Consider the following 14,688-nt stretch of genomic DNA (forward strand, 5'->3'; position numbering starts at 1 on the left):
GAGAGAGCGTAATGAAAATCCGTGCAATCCTGCTGGGGCTGGTCATGGCCGGTTTGTCCGCCGGCGCTGCGGCGGCCGAGCCCATCGTGATCAAATTCAGCCACGTGGTGGCCACCGATACGCCCAAGGGCAAGGCGGCGGAAAAGTTCAAGGAACTGGCTGAGCAATACACCAACGGTGCGGTGAAGGTGGAGGTGTATCCCAACAGCACGCTCTACAAAGACAAAGAAGAAATGGAGGCGCTGCAACTGGGGGCGGTGCAGATGCTAGCGCCGTCGCTGGCCAAGTTCGGTCCGCTGGGCGTGCGCGAGTTCGAGGTTTTCGACCTGCCGTACATTTTCAACGGCTACGAGGCGCTGCATAAAGTCACCAAGGGCGAAGTCGGCCGCAAACTGCTGGACAAGCTGGAGCCGCGCGGCATCAAGGGTCTGGCCTACTGGGACAACGGTTTCAAGTCTTTCTCGCTCAACAGCCCGATCCGCACGCCGGACGATCTGAAGGGCAAAAAGATGCGCATTCAGTCCTCCAAGGTGATCGAGGAGCAGATGCGTGAATTGAAAGCGCTGCCGCAGGTCATGGCGTTTTCGGAAACCTACCAGGCGCTGCAGACCGGCGTGGTCGATGGTACCGAAAACCCGCATTCCAATCTCTACACCCAGAAGATGCACGAAGTGCAAAAGCACATGATCCTCACCGACCATGGCTACCTGGGGTATGCGGTGATCACCAACAAGAAGTTCTGGGACGGTCTGCCGGCCGATGTGCGCGCTCAGCTGGAAAAGGCCATGGCCGAAGCCACCGATTACGCCAACGAGATCGCCAAGGCCGAGAACGACAAGGCGCTGGAAGCGGTGCGCGCCTCTGGCAAGACCGAGATTTACACACCGACCGAGGCCGAGCGCAAAGCCTTCATCAAGGCGCTGCTGCCGGTGCATAAGAAGATGGCTTCGCGCGTCGGCGCCGACACCATCCAGTCGATCTATGAAGCGACCGGTTTCAATCCTGCCGCTTTCTGATGCCGTGACCCGACAAAACGCCCATCGGTCTGCGCCGATGGGCGTTTTTTTCAGGGGGAGACTCTGATGAACAAGCTAATTGACCGTCTGGAAGAGTTCATCATCGGTACTCTGATGGCGGTTGCTACCATCATCATCTTCGTTTCGGTGGTACATCGTTACGCTTCCGGTTTCGCCATTCCGGGGCTGCAGGACTGGCTGCTCGGCATCAACCTGGGCTGGGCGCAGGAGTTGTGCATCATTCTTTTCGTGTGGATGGCCAAGTTCGGTGCTGCCTACGGGGTGCGCACCGGCATCCATGTGGGCGTGGACATCCTGATCAACAAGCTCAAGGACAAACCGCGTGCGGTATTGATCCATATCGGACTGCTCTGCGGAGTGATGTTTACCGGGCTGATCGGCGTCTTCGGTGCGCTCTTCGTGTGGGAAAACGGCATGGCCTACGAGTTTTTCACGCTGATCGGCCGTGATCCGGGCGCTTATTTCGAAGGACCGATCACCCCCGACCTGGAGTGGCCCACCTGGATCGTGTATTCGGCCGTGCCGCTGGGCTCCTTCCTGATGTGCTATCGCTTCATTCAAGTCATGGTGAGTTTTGCCCGCACCGGTGAATTGCCGACCCACAACCACGGCCATGTAGAGGGCATGGACGCGGAAACCGAAACCCTGTCGATCGGCGAGGCGATCGTCGCCGCCGAAGACATCGAACATGCGCATGCCGGCATGAGCGACGAGGAATGGGCCAAGACCCATCCCAAACGCACCAGCGACAAGCACTGACGGGAGCACGCCAAGATGACCAACACGATTGCAATTTTCGGCCTGCTCGTCGTCCTGATGGCGATCGGCATGCCGGTCGGGGTGGCGCTCGGCCTCACCGTGCTGAGCTTCATGTTCATTTTCACCGATGTGCCGCTGGAATCGGTGGCGCTGAAGATGTTCACCGGCATCGAGAAGTTCGAGATCATGGCCATCCCGTTCTTCATCCTTGCCGGCAACTTCCTCACCCACGGCGGCGTGGCGCGGCGCATGATCAACTTTGCCACCGCCATGGTCGGCCACCTACGCGGCGGGCTGGGCATGAGCTCGGTGCTGGCCTGCGCGCTGTTCGCGGCGGTGTCGGGTTCCAGCCCGGCCACTGTGGTGGCGATCGGCTCGATCCTGATTCCGGCCATGCTCAAGCAAGGCTTTTCGCTGCGTTTCGCTTCCGGCGTGGTGGCTTCGGCAGGCGGCCTGGGTATCTTGATTCCGCCGTCCATCGTCATGGTGATGTACGCGGTGACCACCAACTCCTCGGTGGGCGCGCTGTTCATGGCCGGCGTCATCCCAGGCTTGTTGCTGGCCTTCATGCTGGGGCTGTGTACCTGGTATGTGGCCCGCAAACGCAACTTCCCGACGCTGCCGGCAGCCACCTGGGGCGAGCGTTTTGCGGCCTTCCGTAAAGCGTTCTGGGGCTTGATGCTGATCGTGGTGGTGATGGGCGGCATCTACTCCGGTTTGTTTACCCCGACCGAGGCTGCGGCGATGAGCGCGGTCTATGCTTTTTTCATCGCGGTGTTCGTCTATAAGGATCTCACCTTCAAGCAGATTCCGCGGGTGCTGCTGGATTCGGCGAACATGAGCGCGATGCTCTTGTTCATCATCGCCAGCGCGGTGTTGTTTTCCTTCATCCTGACCAGCGAGCAGATTCCGCAGCGTATGGCCGATGCGATCGTGGCCAGCGGCCTGGGCGTGGTCGGTTTTCTGATTGTGGTCAACATTTTGCTGCTTCTGGCCGGTGCGCTGATGGAGCCGTCCTCGGTGATCCTGATCCTTGCGCCCATCCTGTTCCCGGTGGCGGTGGCGCTGGGCATCGATCCGATCCACTTCGGCGTGATGATCGTGGTAAACATGGAGATCGGCATGATCACCCCGCCGGTGGGGCTCAACCTGTTCGTGGCCAGCGGCATTACCAATGCGGGCCTGACCGAGATGAGCAAGGCGGTGCTGCCTTGGCTCTACACTATGCTGGTGTTTCTGATGATGATCACCTACATTCCGGAAATCTCGCTGTTCTTGCCGCGGGCTTTGGGTATGATGTAAGCGCCGGTACGGCACGCACCGTATCTTGCAGGCCCGGCCCCATGTGCCGGGCCTGTTGCCGTCTTGAGCCGATCGCCGCGGCACGATAGCGGATCGATTTCTGTCTGAGTCCAGATGGCGCCCGAAGGCCAAGGTGACAAAGCGAGCGTGCGCAAGATCATCCACGTTGATTGCGACTGCTTTTACGCGGCAATTGAGGTGCGCGATGCGCCGGAGCTGGCCGGGCGCCCGGTGGCGGTGGGTGGGCGGCCGGGCGCGCGCGGGGTGATTGCCACCTGTAATTATGAAGCGCGTGCTTATGGCGTGCGGTCGGCCATGTCCTCGGCTCATGCGCTGCGCTTATGTCCGCAGCTTGTATTGCTGCCGCCGGATTTTGAGCGTTACCGTGCTGCTTCACGCCAGATTTTGGCGATCTACCGCGACTACACACCGCGGGTCGAACCGCTGTCGCTTGATGAAGCGTATCTGGATGTCAGCGGGGTGGCGCGCTGCCGCGGCTCGGCTACCCTGATGGCGCAGGAAATCCGCGCGCGCATCCATCGGGAGGTGGGCATTACCGCCTCGGCCGGCATTGCCCCCAATAAATTCATTGCCAAGGTAGCCAGCGACTGGAACAAGCCCAACGGGCAATTCGTGGTGCGTCCGGAGGAGGTGGATGCCTTCGTTGCCGCACTGCCGGTGAGCAAACTCTTTGGCGTCGGCAAGGTCACTGCGGCCCGACTGCAAGCCTTGGGGGTCAGCACCTGCGGCGAGTTGCGCGCTTGGAGCGAGGCCGCCCTGGTGGCCGAGTTCGGCCGTTTCGGTGCCAGCCTTTATCGCCTCTGCCGCGGGGAGGATAACCGCCCGGTGGTGCCCGAGCGCAGACGCAAGTCGTTGTCGGTGGAAACCACGTTCGCGAACGATCTGCCGGATCTTGCCGCCTGTATGGCCGCGTTGCCGGCGCTGTTGGCCGATTTCATGCGTCGGTATCGGCGTGCGGCCGATGCCGGCGCGGTGTGCAAAGCTTTTGTCAAGGTAAAGTTTGCGGACTTTACCCAGACCACGGTGGAGCGTGCCACAGTCCAGCCTTCCGCCGCGCTGTGGCAGACGCTGCTGGCGGCGGGCTATGCGCGTAAAGCGCTGCCGGTACGCCTGCTTGGTATCGGCGTGCGTTATGCCGATGCGCCCGACGACGACACCCAGCTCGAGCTATTCGCCCCCGAAGCCGTCGGCGCGGTCGGCAACGATTGACCCCGCTGGCATCCTTGGGGATACTGGCCCGCTCGCTTGCAGCCTATTGGCCAACGACACGTGAATCCGCTCACCGAGTTCTACAACACGTTGCAGCACGCTTTTCGCAATTTGCTGCCCATTGTGGCGGTGGTGGCTTTTTTCCAGGCCGCAGTGATGCGCCAGGTGCCCGACGATCTGCTGGCCATGGCGTTCGGCCTGCTGGTGGTGGTGTTCGGCGTGGCCTTGTTTTTGCAAGGGTTGGAACTGGGCATTTTCCCAATCGGCAAGAATCTTTCGAATGAGTTTGCCAAGCGGGGCTCTTTGCCATTGCTGATGAGCTTCGGCTTTGCGCTGGGGTTTGCCGCGGTGGTGGCCGAGCCGGCGCTGATTGCGGTGGCCACTCAGGCCGAGACGATCAGCGGCGGGCGTATCGACGGGCTCACCCTGCGTATTCTGGTGGCGCTATCGGTGGGGGTGGTGGTGGCGCTTGGCGTGGTGCGCACCATTCTGGGTCATTCGCTGCACGGATACATGATCGTCGGCTATCTGCTGGTGGTTTTTGTCACTTTTTTCGCGCCAGAAGAGATCGTCGGCTTGGCCTACGATTCCGGCGGCGTGACCACCAACATCGTCACCGTGCCGTTGGTCGCTTCGCTGGGCATCGGTCTGGCGATGTCGATCCGGGGGCGCAATCCGTTGACCCATGGCTTCGGTCTGGTGGCGCTGGCAGTCATGGTGCCGATGATCTCGGTCCAGTTGTACGGCGTGGCGGTCTACCGCTTCGGTGACGGCGCCCCCGTCGAAAGTGTGGTCGCCGCGGCAAATGCTGCGCCGGCAGCCCAGAGCGGGGCGGCTGGCGTGGGGCGCTTGCTGCTGGACATGCTCACCGACTTGCTGGGCATGTTCCGCGATGTGCTGCCGATCATCAGTGTGGTGCTGTTTTTCCAGTACGTGGTGATCCGTAAGCCGCTCGCCCATCTTCACAAGGTGGCAGGCGGCTTCGTGTTGGTGATCGTTGGGCTCTACGCCTTTGTGGTCGGTCTCAAGCTCGGTCTGTTTCCGATCGGCCGCAGCATGGCGGAGCAGTTGATCGCGCTGCCCAACGTGTTCTGGGTGTATCTCTTTGCCTTTTCAATCGGGTTTGCCACCACGATGGCCGAGCCGGCGCTGATTGCCATTGGCCAGAAGGCCGAAGAGGCCGGTAAGGGTAAGCTCGACGGCAACCGTATTCGCCTGCTGGTGGCCATCGGGGTGGCAATCGGCATCACCGTCGGGGTGCATCGGATCATTGCCGGCGGGTCGATCCACTACTACATCATGGCCGGTTACGCGGTGGTGATTCTGCTGACCTGGGTGGCGCCGCGTTACATCGTGCCGCTGGCTTTCGACCTCGGAGGGGTGACCACCTCCGAGGTCACCGTGCCCTTGGTCACCGCATTGGGCATAGGACTGGCCACCAGCATTCCGGGACGTAACGTGCTGGTCGACGGCTTCGGCCTGATCGCTTTCGCGTCTATTTTTCCGATCATCACCGTGATGTTGTACGCCATCGTCGTGGAACGGGCCCTGCGGTCCGAAGGAGCTAGCACATGAAATTTTCCGCTCTCGTGGCCATCCTGGCCGACGATCTGGAAGAAAAAGCGCTGGACGTGGCGCGCGCGGCCGGTGCGGCCGGTGTCACCATCCTGGACGCGCGTGGCATCGGCGCACAGGAAAAGAAGACCTTTTTCGGGCTGACCTATGAGGGCAGCCAGTCGGTGTTGCTGTTCGTGCTGGAGAAAAAATTGTCGCTGACCGTGCTCAAGCGCCTGACCGCCGAGCTGGACCTCAAGAACGATTCCCGCGGGGTGGTGTTTACGCTGCCGCTGGAGCACATTGCCGGCATCGACACCCAGCAAATCGAGCGCTTCGAGCAGCGCATCAAGGACGATATCTAGGAGACAGATACATGTTGCTGGTCAAGGACATCATGGTGCGCGAGGTGGTGACCGTGTCGCCGTTTGCCACCATCCGCGAAGCAATGAAGGTGATGAAACAGCACGGGGTGAAGTCGTTAGTGGTGACCAAGCGCCACGAACATGACGCCTTTGGCATCATCACCTACACCAATATTCTCAAGACCATCGTGGCCGAGGAAGGCGACATCGACCTGATCAACGTCTATGACATCTGCGCCAAACCGGCCATTTCGATCTCACGCGAGGTGGAGATCAAGCATGCGGCGCGGATGATGGTCAATCTCGGTATTCGCCGTCTGATCGTCACTGCGACCAATGAGCTGGCCGGTATTGTCACCATGGACGACATTGTCGGTGCCATCCTGGAGATGGCTGACGGCGAAAATCTGATGCGTTGAGCGCGGTCCGAGGCGCGCCGCTGGAAACAGGCGGCGCGCCGGCGCTGCCGACTCAAGCGTTTTTGCCCTTTTGCCACAGCACGTCGCCGCGGCCGCCGGCACGGTTGAGCGCACGACCCAGCACAAATAGCAGGTCAGACAGTCGGTTGAGATACTGGCGCGGTGCATCATTGACCGCTTCCTCCAGCGCCAGCCCGACCAGCGTGCGTTCGGCGCGGCGGCATACGGTGCGCGCCAGATGCGCCAGCGCGGCAGCGCGGGTGCCGCCCGGGAGGATGAAATCCTTGAGCGGCGGCAGCGGCTCGTTGAAATGGTCGAGCGCGCGTTCCAGCCGTTCCACCTGATTGGCGCTGATCATGCTCATGCCGGGAATGCAGACCTCGCCACCGAGATCGAACAGATCATTCTGTACATCGGTAAGCAGGGCGCGCACTTCCTCGGGCAGCGTCTCGGTGAGCAGCACACCGATGACCGCATTGAGTTCATCGACTTCGCCCAGGCTGTGGATGCGCAAGCTGTTTTTCGATACCCGCTTGCCGTCGCCCAGACCGGTGGTGCCGGCGTCCCCGGTGCGGGTGTAGATTTTGGAAAGACGGTGTCCCATGCTGATTCCTGCGGTGAGTTGACGCGAACGTCAATTATAGGGGCGCGTGCATTCCGCGCATGGCCCGGCAGGCGTGCAGGCTCGTGATAGACTGGTGCATTCGCCTGCAATCTCAAGGCATACTCAGCCTAGCTATCCTGCCTCGCAATACATCGACCCCATGAAATCCGCTGAAATCCGCGAAAAATTTCTCAAATTCTTCGAATCCAAGGGCCATCAGATCGTCCCGTCGAGCTCGCTGGTGCCGCATGAAGACCCCACCTTGCTCTTTACCAACGCGGGCATGAACCAGTTCAAGGATGTCTTCCTGGGTTTCGACAAGCGCCCCTACAGCCGAGCGACGACCGCGCAAAAATGCGTGCGCGCCGGCGGCAAGCACAACGACCTGGAAAACGTCGGCTACACCGCCCGCCACCACACCTTTTTTGAAATGCTGGGCAATTTCAGCTTCGGCGACTACTTCAAGCGCGACGCCATCGTGTACGCCTGGGAATTGCTCACCGAAGTGTTCAAACTGCCAGCGGACAAGCTGTGGGTCACCGTCTATGCCGAAGACGACGAAGCCTACGACATCTGGACCCGCGAGGTCGGCGTGCCGACTGAGCGGGTGATCCGCATCGGCGACAACAAGGGTGCGCGCTATGCCTCGGACAATTTCTGGATGATGGGCGACACCGGCCCCTGCGGCCCCTGCACCGAGATTTTCTACGACCACGGTCCGGAGGTTTGGGGTGGGCCGCCGGGCAGTCCCGAGGAAGACGGCGACCGTTACATCGAGATCTGGAACAACGTCTTCATGCAGTTCAACCGCGACGAGGCCGGCGTGATGCATCCCTTGCCCCGGCCCAGCGTGGACACCGGCATGGGGCTGGAGCGGATTTCCGCGGTGCTGCAGGGTGTGCACAGCAACTACGAAATCGATCTCTTTCAGAACCTGATCAAGGCCGCGGCACGTGAAACCTCTGACGCCGACATGGATTCGCCTTCGCTCAAGGTGCTGGCCGACCACATCCGCGCCTGTGCGTTTTTGATCGCCGACGGGGTGATTCCGGGCAATGAGGGCCGCGGCTATGTCCTTCGCCGCATCATCCGCCGCGCCATCCGCCACGGCTATAAGCTCGGCGCCCGTGCGGCGTTCTTTCACCGGCTGGTGCCCGACCTGGTGGCCGAGATGGGCGAAGCCTATCCGGAACTCAAAGCGGGTGAGCGACGCATCGCGGAGGTGCTGCGCCAGGAAGAAGAGCGCTTTTTTGCCACCATCGACCATGGTATGGCCATCGTCGAGGCGGAGCTGGCGGCGCTATTGCAGGCCGGCAAAAAGGTCTTCGATGGCGATACCGCCTTCAAGCTGCATGACACCTACGGTTTTCCGCTCGATCTGACCGCCGATATTTGCCGCGAGCGCGGCGTTACCGTGGATGCGGCTGCTTTCGACGCCGCCATGGCGCGCCAAAAGGAACAGGCGCGTGCAGCCGGCAAATTCAAAATGGCCGCCAATCTGGAGTACGACGGCCCCGAGACCGCCTTCTACGGCTATGAGCGTCTGGAAGCGCAGGGCAGCATTCTGGCGCTGTACAAAGATGGCGCGCCGGTCGAAGAGTTGCTCGAAGGCGATTTTGGCGTGGTGGTGCTGGACAAGACGCCGTTTTATGCCGAATCCGGCGGCCAGGTCGGCGACCGGGGCGAGCTGCGCGGTGCAGCCGGCATTTTCGCGGTCGAGGACACACAGAAGATCCAGGCTGCGGTGTTCGGCCATCACGGCGTGGTCAAGACCGGCCGGCTGGCCCTGGGCCAGGTGGTCACTGCCCGTGTGGACATGGCCGCCCGGGCGGCGACCGCGCGTAACCACTCGGTGACCCATCTGATGCACAAGGCGCTGCGCGACGTGCTGGGCACCCATGTGCAGCAAAAGGGTTCGCTGGTCGATCCGTACAAAACCCGTTTCGACTTTGCGCATGGCGCGCCGTTGACGGCCGAGGAAATCCGCGAAGTCGAAGAACTGGTCAATGCCGAGATTCTTGCCAACTCCGCTACCGAGGCGCGGGTCATGACACTGGATGAGGCGCAGAAATCCGGCGCCATGATGCTGTTTGGCGAAAAATACGGCGATGAGGTGCGGGTGCTGTCCATCGGCAGTTCCAAAGAGTTGTGCGGTGGTACCCATGTGGCGCGTACCGGCGATATCGGCTTGTTCAAGATCGTCTTCGAGGGTGGGGTGGCGGCCGGGGTGCGCCGGGTAGAAGCCATTACCGGCAGCAATGCACTGCGTTACGCTCAGGAACAAGAGCGCCACATCCAGGGCATTTCCGCGCTGCTCAAGGTCCAACCGGACGAAGTGGCCGAGCGCGTGGCCGGCATTCTGGACACTGTGCGCACACTAGAAAAAGAGCTGGCCCGCCTCAAAAGCAAATTGGCCGCCAGCCAGGGCGAAGATTTGGCCGCCCAGGCAGTCGAGGTCAAGGGTGTGCGGGTGCTGGCCGCCACCTTGGACGGGGCCGATGTGCCGACCTTGCGTGAGACCATGGACAAGCTCAAGGACAAACTCAAATCGGCGGCGATCGTGCTGGCCTCGACTGCAGGTGGCAAGGTCAGCCTGATTGCCGGTGTGACGGCGGATCTGACGGCCAAAGTCAAAGCGGGCGAACTGGTGAATTTCGTCGCCCAGCAAGTCGGCGGTAAAGGCGGTGGGCGGGCCGACATGGCGCAGGCCGGCGGTAATGACCCGGCCGCTTTGCCCGGTGCCTTGGCCGGTGTGGTCGGTTGGGTAGGCGAGCGGCTGTGATCGGCACCTCGACTGCCTTCAAAACCGCCGTGCCGCGGCGCGAATGTCGGCTTGAGTTTGGCAAATCGGGGCCGTTAATGAACGGATGAGCCCTCGTCGCCGTTTGCTCCCGCTCGGTATCGCCACGCTGCCTGCTTGGCTGGGTAGCGTGGCGCCGGCCCACGCAAATGGCCCTCTCAGCCTGGATGGCGGGGCGAATGCTTTGCCGGCCACCACGGCGTTTCTGCTGTTTGGCGCCGTGCTGGGCTTGCTGGTGCTCGGCGCGGTGGTGGTCGCCTTGATCCGCAGCAACCGCCGTCTGGCGCAGACCTTGGCCGAGCGTCGGCGGGACGAGGCCATCATGCGTTCGACCATGGAAAACATGGCTGAAGCGGTGATCATGGTCGATGCCCGACTGCGGCTGACCAGTTTCAATCAGCGCTTCATCGACTTCACCGGTTTCGATCCGGAATTTCTCTCCAGCCAGCCGCCTTATGAAGAAGTATTGCGGCGATGGGCGCGTGAGAACCAGCTCCCGGATACCTTGCTGCAGCGTGCTATGCTGCGTGCCCGCACCCGGGAGCCCTTTCGCCACACCTTCGAGCATCGTGGGCGCGACTATGAAGGCAAGCATGTTCCGCTGCCAGGAGGCGGCTTCGTGCGCACGATTTCGGATGTCACCGAGCAACATCGCGCGGAAGAGGTGCTGCGTGACAGCGAGGCGCGGCTGCGGCAGTTGCTCACGCTGGCACCGACCGCCATCGTGGTGTCGGATGCCCGGGATGGCCGGGTGCTTTTTGCCAACCCGAAAGCAGCCGACACTGCCGGTCTGGATGTGGCGGCGCTATGCAGCCGCACCGTGGTCGATTTCTACGTGCATGATGAGGATCGCATCCGGATTCAACAGCTGCTCAATCAGCACGGCGCGGTCAATGATCTAGAAGTGCGCCTGCAGCGGGCCAATGGGCAGCCGATCTGGGCCTTGGTGTCGGCCATGCTGGGCGAGTTTGGCGGCCGCGCAGCGGTCATTGCGGCAATCAACGACATCACCGCGCGCAAACAAATGGAACAGGCGCTGGAGCGCGCCCGCCAGGAGCTGGAAGCGGCCAACCAGCAGATGCGCCGTGCCAATGCGGAACTTGCTCTAGCCGCCTCGACCGACCGCCTCACCGGTCTGGCCAACCGTCGCCGTCTGGAAGAAGCGGCCGAGGCCGAGCTGTCGCGTGCGCGTCGCCACCGGCATCCGCTGAGCGTGGTGCTGTTCGATGTGGATTGGTTCAAGTCGGTCAACGACCGCTATGGTCATGAGGTGGGCGACGCCGTGCTGCGTGAGGTGGCCAGCCGCCTGGGTGGGCAATTGCGGGCCTCCGATCTTCTGGCGCGCTGGGGTGGGGAGGAATTTTTGCTGCTTGCCCCCGCCACCGCGCTGGCCGAAGCGCTGGTCGTGGCCGAGAAGATGCGCCGCCTGATCGCAGTAACGCCTTTTCCGGTTGCGGGCGCGCTGAGCGCGAGCTTTGGCGTGGCCCAATACAACGGCAGCGAAACGTTTTCCGCCTTGGTGGCGCGCGCCGACCGTGCGCTCTACCGCGCCAAGGATGGCGGACGCAACCGGGTGGAGTGGGCCGGCGAGGACGAGCGGGTGGGCGGCTGAGCGGCCTGGCGCGCCGATTGGGCCGGCCCGACGGGGCGGCCTGTTAGGTTGAGAACCCAGCCAATTCAGGCACCCCGGTTCAGTAGGGCAGCGCCACCCCCGGCCATACCCCTTCGATGGCGCGCCGAAAGTCTGCCTGGATGCGCGCCAGCGCTTCGACGTGATCGGCCTCGAAGCGCAGCACCACCACCGGCGTGGTGTTCGACGGACGCGCCAGGCCGAAACCGTCCGGGTATTCCACCCGCACACCGTCGATGGTGATCACTTCATCCGCGCCCGTAAAGTGCGCCTGTTCCCGCAAGCGGCGCACCAGCTCGAAGGGTTCGCCTTCGTTCATACGGATGTTGAGCTCCGGCGTGCTCACCGCGTCCGGCAGGGCGTTGAGCACTGCGCTGGGGTCGGCATGGCGGGAAAGAATTTCCAATAAGCGGGCACCGGCGTACAAACCGTCGTCAAAGCCATACCAGCGTTCCTTGAAAAACACATGGCCGCTCATCTCGCCGGCCAGCGGCGCGCCGGTTTCTTTGAGCTTGGCTTTGACCAGCGCATGGCCGGTGTTCCACATCAGCGGTCGGCCGCCGTGCTGGCGGATCCAGCCGGCCAGATTACGGGTGCATTTGACGTCATAGATGATTTCCCCGCCCGGCACCCGGGAGAGCACGTCGGCGGCGAACAGCATCAACTGGCGGTCCGGGTAGATGATCTGACCGTCCTTGGTGACCACGCCCAGGCGGTCGCCGTCGCCGTCGAAGGCCAGCCCCAGTTCGGCATCGGTCTCACGCAGCACACGGATCACGTCTTGCAGGTTTTCCGGGCGTGAGGGGTCCGGGTGGTGGTTGGGGAAGCGGCCGTCCACTTCGCAGAATAGCTCGATCACTTCGCAGCCGAGGCGGCGGAAAAGCGTCGGGGCGATGCTGCCGGCCACACCGTTGCCGCAATCGACGACCACCTTCATCGGCCGGGCGAGCGCGATGTCGTTGCACACACGGTTCAAGTAGGCCGCCTTAACGTCGGCCTGACGCAACTGGCCGGCGCCGTGGGTCAGATCGTTGTCGGCCAGCCGCCGGCGCAGCGCCTGGATTTGTTCGCCGAACAAGGTTTGGCCGCCGAGCACCATCTTGAGCCCGTTGTAGTCCGGCGGGTTGTGGCTGCCGGTGACGCTCACGCAAGACTGAGTGCCCAATTCGAAGGCGGCAAAGTAGGTCAGCGGCGTGGGCACGCAGCCGATATCGACCACGTCGACGCCGGCTGCGCGGATGCCGTTGGCCAAGGCGCTTGCCAATGCCGGGCCGGACAGGCGGCCGTCGCGTCCGATGGCGATTTCGCGCTGGCCGCGCGCCGCGGCCTCTGAACCCAGCGCGTGGCCGATGGCGCGCACCGCCGCGTCGGTCAGGGTGGTATCGACGATGCCGCGGATGTCATAGGCTTTGAAGATTTCCGGAGCGGGTAGGGCGTAGAGCGAAGTCATCGGTGATCCAGTCAGTCAAGCGTTAGGGCGCGAGCATTATCCCAGAGGCTGCCGTCGGAATGAACCGGTAGAGGGCGTGCGCGCATCGGCGGGCTTGTCAGCCTGCGAGGCGGTCGAAGTGTCGCAGCAGCCGTTGTGGCAGCCAGTCGATATGGCCGGGGAAGGCGCCAGATAGAAAGCCCACATGACCGCCGTGCGGCGGACACTCGAAGTGCACCGCATCGGATAGCTCGGCTGGCTGAGGCAGGGCGGCTTGCGGCACAAAAGGATCGTTGGCAGCGTTGAGCAGCAAGGTGGGAACATGAATCGCGCGCAGCCACGGTTTGCTCGAGGCGCGTTGCCAATAGTCGTCGGCACCGGCGAAGCCATGCACCGGACCGGTATAGGCGTCGTCGAATTCATACAGTGTGCGCGCCCGGCGCACCCGCTTGGCATCGAACAGCCCGGGATAGCGGGCGTGCTTGGCGAGTGCCTTGGCACGCAGCGTGGAAAGAAAGTGCGCGCTATAGAGTCGGTTGAAACCCCGGCCCAGCGCGTGGCCGGAGATGGTCAGATCGAGCGGCGCGCAGATGGCCGCTGCGCCGGCCAGCAGTCGGCAGGCGTCCTGTTCGCGTTCGCCCAGCCATTTCAGTAACGCATTGCCGCCCAGCGACACGCCAGCGGCAAACAGCGGCGCACCGCCGGCCAGCGCGGCGAGGCGGCGCAAAATCCAGTCGATTTCAGCGCTGTCGCCCGAATGGTAGGCGCGCGCTAAGCGGTTGGCCTCACCAGAACAGCCGCGAAAATGCGGAACCACCCCGCGCCAGCCGCGCTCCGCCAGCGCACTAAGCAGCGCGCGGGCATAGTGCGAGCGGCTGCTGCCTTCCAGGCCGTGGAACAGCGCTACCAGCGGACGTGTGGCATCTGCGGTGTCGGCCAGCCAGTCGAGGTCGATGAAATCGCCGTCCGGGGTCTCCCAGCGCTCCCGGCGCAGCGCAGGCAGTGTGCCTTTGCGCATCAGCGGCCAGATGGTTTGCGCATGGCCGCCGGGCAGCCAGGCGGGCGACTGGAAGGCGCTCAATGCACTAGGTGTGGGATATCTTGTCCGACCAGTTCGGCCAAGTCGGGCAAGGGGGAAGCGTGGTGCATGACCATGCGCCAGCCGACAGCTCCCCGGGTATAGACATTGGTGGCGACCATCGGCGTCTGCAGGCGGTCGTCGCCTGCCAGTGCCACATGTTCCAGCACATTGTGTACCGCCAGCATCATGCTGGCACTGACCACTTGATGCGAGGTGCGCACGATCAGCCGGGTGCCGGCGGCAAAGAGTTGGCGCCAGGCTTCGCGCACTTCAGACAGGCCTGTCAGACGCGGGCCGCCCGGATGAACGCAGACGACTTCGTCGTCTTCCGACCACACCGCCATCATCGCGTCCAGGTCGGCGCGCGCCAGTGCGTCATAAAACGCGGCTTCGACATCGGCAGCGGAGGTGAAGATGGGTTTGTTCACAACGCTCGGGCTCCTTGGTGGTCATGCAAACCGAGGCTTTGCCGCCTCCG

Annotated in this window: 13 protein-coding genes; 9 read left to right on the forward strand and 4 right to left on the reverse strand. The window is 62.8% G+C overall.

Features of this window, described 5'->3' with window-relative positions; all coding sequences use genetic code 11:
• Positions 1-11: 11 nt before the first annotated feature.
• From DIE29_RS03840 to DIE29_RS03870, 7 genes are all read left to right on the forward strand, one after another.
• Complete coding sequence (locus tag DIE29_RS03840) at positions 12-1,016, forward strand: TRAP transporter substrate-binding protein (RefSeq protein ID WP_114649272.1); 1,005 nt, start codon at positions 12-14, stop codon at positions 1,014-1,016.
• Between the two features lie 66 nt (positions 1,017-1,082).
• On the forward strand, positions 1,083-1,796 hold the full coding sequence (locus tag DIE29_RS03845) for a TRAP transporter small permease (RefSeq protein WP_114649273.1): 714 nt from the start codon (positions 1,083-1,085) through the stop codon (positions 1,794-1,796).
• A 15-nt stretch (positions 1,797-1,811) separates the two neighbouring features.
• A complete protein-coding gene (locus tag DIE29_RS03850) occupies positions 1,812-3,098 on the forward strand; it encodes a TRAP transporter large permease (protein ID WP_102041036.1) in 1,287 nt (428 codons plus the stop codon).
• A 147-nt stretch (positions 3,099-3,245) separates the two neighbouring features.
• Positions 3,246-4,328: a DNA polymerase IV gene (gene dinB, locus DIE29_RS03855; protein ID WP_205409806.1), complete on the forward strand. Its 1,083-nt coding sequence runs from the start codon at positions 3,246-3,248 to the stop codon at positions 4,326-4,328.
• A gap of 60 nt (positions 4,329-4,388) precedes the next feature.
• Positions 4,389-5,903, forward strand: coding sequence for a DUF1538 domain-containing protein (locus DIE29_RS03860; RefSeq protein ID WP_114649275.1), 1,515 nt, complete (start codon positions 4,389-4,391; stop codon positions 5,901-5,903).
• Entirely contained in the window at positions 5,900-6,247 is a 348-nt protein-coding gene (locus tag DIE29_RS03865; RefSeq protein WP_102041039.1) for a P-II family nitrogen regulator, read from the forward strand. The genes DIE29_RS03860 and DIE29_RS03865 overlap by 4 nt, the downstream gene beginning before the upstream one ends.
• Positions 6,248-6,258: 11 nt before the next feature.
• On the forward strand, positions 6,259-6,666 hold the full coding sequence (locus DIE29_RS03870; protein WP_237269505.1) for a CBS domain-containing protein: 408 nt from the start codon (positions 6,259-6,261) through the stop codon (positions 6,664-6,666).
• A 52-nt stretch (positions 6,667-6,718) separates the two neighbouring features.
• Here DIE29_RS03870 and DIE29_RS03875 read toward each other — a convergent pair whose 3' ends face one another.
• Positions 6,719-7,270: a cob(I)yrinic acid a,c-diamide adenosyltransferase gene (locus DIE29_RS03875; protein WP_102041040.1), complete on the reverse strand. Its 552-nt coding sequence runs from the start codon at positions 7,268-7,270 to the stop codon at positions 6,719-6,721.
• A 160-nt stretch (positions 7,271-7,430) separates the two neighbouring features.
• Here DIE29_RS03875 and alaS point away from each other — a divergent pair, with 160 nt between their 5' ends.
• The gene (gene alaS / locus DIE29_RS03880; RefSeq protein ID WP_102041041.1) at positions 7,431-10,052 is read left to right on the forward strand and encodes an alanine--tRNA ligase; all 2,622 of its coding nucleotides are present in this window, start codon (positions 7,431-7,433) and stop codon (positions 10,050-10,052) included.
• 85 nt (positions 10,053-10,137) lie between these two features.
• Positions 10,138-11,682, forward strand: a complete 1,545-nt coding sequence (locus DIE29_RS03885; RefSeq protein ID WP_114649276.1) for a sensor domain-containing diguanylate cyclase — start codon at positions 10,138-10,140, stop codon at positions 11,680-11,682.
• Positions 11,683-11,761: 79 nt separating this feature from the next.
• Here the strand turns inward: DIE29_RS03885 and DIE29_RS03890 are convergent, their stop codons facing one another.
• The 3 genes from DIE29_RS03890 to DIE29_RS03900 all read right to left on the reverse strand — a co-directional run bounded on the left by DIE29_RS03890 (position 11,762) and on the right by DIE29_RS03900 (position 14,638).
• A complete protein-coding gene (locus tag DIE29_RS03890; RefSeq protein WP_102041043.1) occupies positions 11,762-13,150 on the reverse strand; it encodes a phosphomannomutase/phosphoglucomutase in 1,389 nt (462 codons plus the stop codon).
• A gap of 97 nt (positions 13,151-13,247) precedes the next feature.
• Positions 13,248-14,210: a hydrolase gene (locus tag DIE29_RS03895; protein ID WP_102041044.1), complete on the reverse strand. Its 963-nt coding sequence runs from the start codon at positions 14,208-14,210 to the stop codon at positions 13,248-13,250.
• Positions 14,207-14,638 (reverse strand): YybH family protein, encoded by a 432-nt coding sequence (locus tag DIE29_RS03900; protein ID WP_102041045.1) that lies wholly within the window; start codon positions 14,636-14,638, stop codon positions 14,207-14,209. The genes DIE29_RS03895 and DIE29_RS03900 overlap by 4 nt, the downstream gene beginning before the upstream one ends.
• Between the last annotated feature and the right edge of the window lie 50 nt (positions 14,639-14,688).

Origin of the sequence: Pseudothauera hydrothermalis (genome assembly GCF_003345255.1) — a bacterium.
In the GTDB taxonomy this organism is placed as follows: Bacteria; Pseudomonadota; Gammaproteobacteria; order Burkholderiales; family Rhodocyclaceae; genus Pseudothauera; species Pseudothauera hydrothermalis.

Bases quoted from the DNA above. Each gene is read 5' to 3' on its own strand.
- DIE29_RS03840 (WP_114649272.1), top strand. From the start codon at position 12: ATGAAAATCCGTGCAATCCTGCTGGGGCTGGTCATGGCCGGTTTGTCC.
- DIE29_RS03845 (WP_114649273.1), top strand. From the start codon at position 1,083: ATGAACAAGCTAATTGACCGTCTGGAAGAGTTCATCATCGGTACTCTG.
- DIE29_RS03850 (WP_102041036.1), top strand. From the start codon at position 1,812: ATGACCAACACGATTGCAATTTTCGGCCTGCTCGTCGTCCTGATGGCG.
- DIE29_RS03865 (WP_102041039.1), top strand. From the start codon at position 5,900: ATGAAATTTTCCGCTCTCGTGGCCATCCTGGCCGACGATCTGGAAGAA.
- DIE29_RS03870 (WP_237269505.1), top strand. From the start codon at position 6,259: ATGTTGCTGGTCAAGGACATCATGGTGCGCGAGGTGGTGACCGTGTCG.
- DIE29_RS03875 (WP_102041040.1), bottom strand. From the start codon at position 7,270: ATGGGACACCGTCTTTCCAAAATCTACACCCGCACCGGGGACGCCGGC.
- alaS (WP_102041041.1), top strand. From the start codon at position 7,431: ATGAAATCCGCTGAAATCCGCGAAAAATTTCTCAAATTCTTCGAATCC.
- DIE29_RS03885 (WP_114649276.1), top strand. From the start codon at position 10,138: ATGAGCCCTCGTCGCCGTTTGCTCCCGCTCGGTATCGCCACGCTGCCT.
- DIE29_RS03890 (WP_102041043.1), bottom strand. From the start codon at position 13,150: ATGACTTCGCTCTACGCCCTACCCGCTCCGGAAATCTTCAAAGCCTAT.